Below are 3,272 nucleotides of genomic sequence, written 5' to 3'. Positions count from 1 at the left end.
GCCTGGCGCAGCACGTCGAAGTAGCTGGGCGCGGTCAGCATGCCCGGCATCACGCCCTTGGCCGTCAGCAGGCGGTGCGTGCGGGGCAGGTTGTAGCAGGGCACATGCATGAACATGTGATGCTCGCAGTGGTAGTTCACGTAGTAGGGCGCGAGGAACGTCCGCTCGAGGATGTTGGCCTTCGTGGTCCGGGCGTGGCGCAGCGGGTCGGGCTCGTCCTTGGCGATGCATGCGTGCTCGGCGATGTTGCGCAGGCGCGTGACCAGCGGCAGCCAGGTCGCCGACGGCAGCCACCACAGCACGAACCACGCCCACCAGAAGCCGAAGGGGGCGGTCAGGGCGATCGTCACCGCGCCGCCGATGAAGAACCGCGGCCGCGACTTCACGAACTTCCAGGTGAGGCCGAGCGCGCTCTCGCCGGGCTTGCGCTCGCGCAGCCGGCGGAAGAACGGCGCCCAGCGCTGCTTGAAGTGGGTCTGGCCGGTGAGGTCGCGGATGATCTTGCGGCGCAGGCTGAGGCGCGTGATCGGGAAGGGCGCCGAGAGGCCCAGGTCGGGGTCTTCCCCCTGCTGGGCGAACTTGTGGTGCCCCAGGTGGTAGGTCCGGTACTGGACCAGGCCGCCGGGGGTCAGGTACTCGCCCAGCCAGTCGTTGAGCTTCAGGTTCGGGTGCAGAGCCCCGTGCGCGGCGTCGTGCATCAGGATGGCGAGGCCCAGCTGGCGCGCGCCGATGATCATCACGGCCAGCGGGATGGTGATCGGGAAGGCCATGGCCATGCCGGCGGCCAGGCCGATGACGATCCAGCCGTGGGCGATCATCGCCGGGCCCTTCCAGGCCGACTTCTTCGCGAGCGGGCCCCACTCCTCGGGCGTGAAGTAGTCCTTGGGGGCGACGCGGGCGGCGGCGGCCATCAGCGGTCTCCGTGCGGGGCGGAATCGAAGTGGAGCAGGGCGACCATCTCCTCGACGGCCTCGGGGACGGTGGCTTCGGTGGCGCCCTCGCGGAGCGCGACGCCGAGGGCCAGGGTCCAGAAGCGGCGGGCGACGGTGGCGGCGGGTTCGGCCTCGGACCAGCCGCGGCGATGGCGGGTCTCGCCGTAGGCGCGGTCGCCCTCGGCGTGCAGGCGCTCGAAGGTGCGCTCGACCAGCGGGGCGAGGTCCTGGCGGCGGCGGGTGAGCGACAGCGCCTCCACGAACAGCGCCAGGCCCGGCGAGCCGATCACCGTCTCGACCAGGCTGCGGTTGTAGTCCCGGCCCGAGGCGGCCCCCGCGGCGGCCTGCTCGGCCTGGCGGGCGACGTAGAGGACCTCGCGGCAGGCGGCCTCGACGAACAGGGCCTCCTTGGTGCGGAAGTAGTAGGTGACCTGGCTGGGATAGGCCCCTGCGGCGGCGGCGATCTCGGCCACCGCGACGGCGCTGAGGCCCTTGGCCTTGAACAGCTCGACCGCAGCGTCCAGCAGGCGCGAACGCATCCTCTTGCCGGGCTCGCGCACGGCGCGCACTTCCGCCAGGGACTGCACGTTCGCCATGGCTTGTTTGTATGCCATACAAGACGGCGAGTCAAAGCGCGAGCTACGCCGGGACGGGGCGCGCCCTCCGCTGCGGCCCGCGCAGCCAGGCCTCGGCGACCACCATGTTGAGACCCCACGCCAGCCAGGCCGCCGAGACGAAGATCTCCCAGAAGGTGTCCAGGCTGTCGATGCCGATCGTCGCCGCCATCGGCGGGAACAGCACGCGCTGGGTGACCGGCGTAAGGGCCGCGGCCGTCATGCGCGCCATCCAGGCACGGTGGTCGGTGAAGTCGCGGCGGAGCGCGGCGCGCAGGCCCAGCCCCAGCAGAGCTGCGTAACCCAGGAAGAAGGCCGTCATGAAGATGACCTCGGTCAGCGGCCGGTCCGGCGACGTGTAGGCCATGGCGATCCCGCTTACGGCCATGACCGCGCCCAGGGCGACGCCTGTGCGCCCCATCGCGCGGTGCAGCGCCGGACGGCGTGACCGCAGTGTCCGCCAGAACTGGAACGGGACCAGCAGGCTGAACGCCGTGGCGCTGGCGAAGTGGAGGCCGGTCCAGGAGGGGTAGAGGGGCAACTTGCCGGCGGGAACCCAGCCTATGAGCCGGGCCGAGGCGTAGGCGCAGGCGGCGACGCCGATCAGACACAGGCCGAGGAACGCGAATCGGAGAACCTTCATGGGCTGCCTCCCGGGCGCCACTCGGGACGCCGTTTCGTTTCACTGTTACGATACATTGTTTCAATATAGCGTCAAGCGATGGGAAGACCGCGGGTCCACGACGAGCGAACGGAGCGCGAACTGCTGGCGGCGGCCGAGTCCCTGCTGGCGGCGGGCGGCGTCGCGGACTTGTCGGTCCGGCGGCTGGCGGGGGCCGCCGGGACCAGCGCGCGGGCGATCTACAGCGTCTTCGGCGGCAAGGAGGGCCTGGTGCAGGCTCTGTTCCGTGAAGCGTTCATAGCGCTCGCGGCCGACATCGACGCATTGCCCGAGACCGACGACCCGCTGGCCGACGTGGTGGCGGCCGGGGTGGTTGGGTTCCGCGGCTGGGCGATGCGCCGGCCGCACCTGTTCCGCGCGATATTCGACGCGAGGCCGCCGCCGATCCCCAGCGACCGGCCCTCGGAGCCCGGCGTGCAGGCGTTCGCGCGCCTGACGGCCAAGATCGCCCGGGCCTCGGCCGCCGGACTTCTCGTTCCCGGCCGGGACCGCGAGATCGCGCTCGCGTTCCATGCCCTGTGCGAAGGGATGACGTCGCTGGAGTTGCGTGGCCGCTTCCCGCTGTCGCCTGCGCATGACCCGGCAGACGCGTGGCGCAGCGCGCTGACGGCGCTGGTTCGGGGCTACCGCCCCTAACCGATCCGCCAGGCGCCAGCGGTGATCGCCAGGAACAGGATCAGGCCCGCCCAGGTGTTGGATTTGAAGAGGCGCAGCGCCAGCCCCGGGTCGTCGACCCGTACGCGGATGGCCTGCAGGCCGAGATGCAGCGCGTAGGCGATGAACAGCAGGCCGAAGCCCAGGCCCAGCCGCGCCGACACGCTGGCCGAGAGCGCGGCGGTCAGGCTCAGCAGGTAGAAGGCGCCCACGGCCCGGGGCGCGGCGTCGCCGAGACGGCGGGCCGACGATTTCACGCCGGCCAGCGCGTCGTCCTCCAGGTCCTGGATCGCGTAGATGGTGTCGTAGCCGAGGGTCCAGGCGACGCCGCCCGCGTAGAGCAGCAGGGCCGCCACGCTGAGGTGGCTGGCCTCCGGCGCATAGCCCGCG

The 3,272-nt window shown here is 71.5% G+C and carries 5 protein-coding genes; 1 reads left to right on the top strand and 4 read right to left on the bottom strand.

Going from position 1 to position 3,272, the window contains the following annotated elements:
* From VGD44_RS09810 to VGD44_RS09800, 3 genes are all read right to left on the bottom strand, one after another.
* Positions 1-911 (bottom strand): fatty acid desaturase family protein (locus tag VGD44_RS09810; RefSeq protein WP_331086389.1); only part of this gene is annotated, 911 nt, incomplete at its 3' end.
* Positions 911-1,528 (bottom strand): TetR/AcrR family transcriptional regulator C-terminal domain-containing protein, encoded by a 618-nt coding sequence (locus VGD44_RS09805; RefSeq protein ID WP_331086387.1) that lies wholly within the window; start codon positions 1,526-1,528, stop codon positions 911-913. The genes VGD44_RS09805 and VGD44_RS09810, both read right to left, overlap by 1 nt.
* Before the next feature lie 43 nt (positions 1,529-1,571).
* Positions 1,572-2,189, bottom strand: a complete 618-nt coding sequence (locus VGD44_RS09800) for a DUF2306 domain-containing protein (protein WP_331086385.1) — start codon at positions 2,187-2,189, stop codon at positions 1,572-1,574.
* Between the two features lie 78 nt (positions 2,190-2,267).
* Here VGD44_RS09800 and VGD44_RS09795 point away from each other — a divergent pair, with 78 nt between their 5' ends.
* The gene (locus VGD44_RS09795; RefSeq protein ID WP_331086383.1) at positions 2,268-2,864 is read left to right on the top strand and encodes a TetR/AcrR family transcriptional regulator; all 597 of its coding nucleotides are present in this window, start codon (positions 2,268-2,270) and stop codon (positions 2,862-2,864) included.
* Here the strand turns inward: VGD44_RS09795 and VGD44_RS09790 are convergent.
* On the bottom strand, positions 2,861-3,272 hold a 412-nt coding region (locus VGD44_RS09790), incomplete at its 5' end, for a UbiA family prenyltransferase (protein WP_331086381.1). The genes VGD44_RS09795 and VGD44_RS09790 overlap by 4 nt on opposite strands.

Origin of the sequence: Phenylobacterium sp. (assembly GCF_036402295.1) — a bacterium.
GTDB lineage: Bacteria > Pseudomonadota > Alphaproteobacteria > Caulobacterales > Caulobacteraceae > Phenylobacterium.
The sequence above is the reverse complement of the archived record's forward strand: the minus strand, read 5'-3'. Positions and strand labels throughout refer to the sequence as shown.

Bases quoted from the DNA above. Each gene is read 5' to 3' on its own strand.
- VGD44_RS09795 (WP_331086383.1), top strand. From the start codon at position 2,268: ATGGGAAGACCGCGGGTCCACGACGAGCGAACGGAGCGCGAACTGCTG.
- VGD44_RS09805 (WP_331086387.1), bottom strand. From the start codon at position 1,528: ATGGCGAACGTGCAGTCCCTGGCGGAAGTGCGCGCCGTGCGCGAGCCC.
- VGD44_RS09800 (WP_331086385.1), bottom strand. From the start codon at position 2,189: ATGAAGGTTCTCCGATTCGCGTTCCTCGGCCTGTGTCTGATCGGCGTC.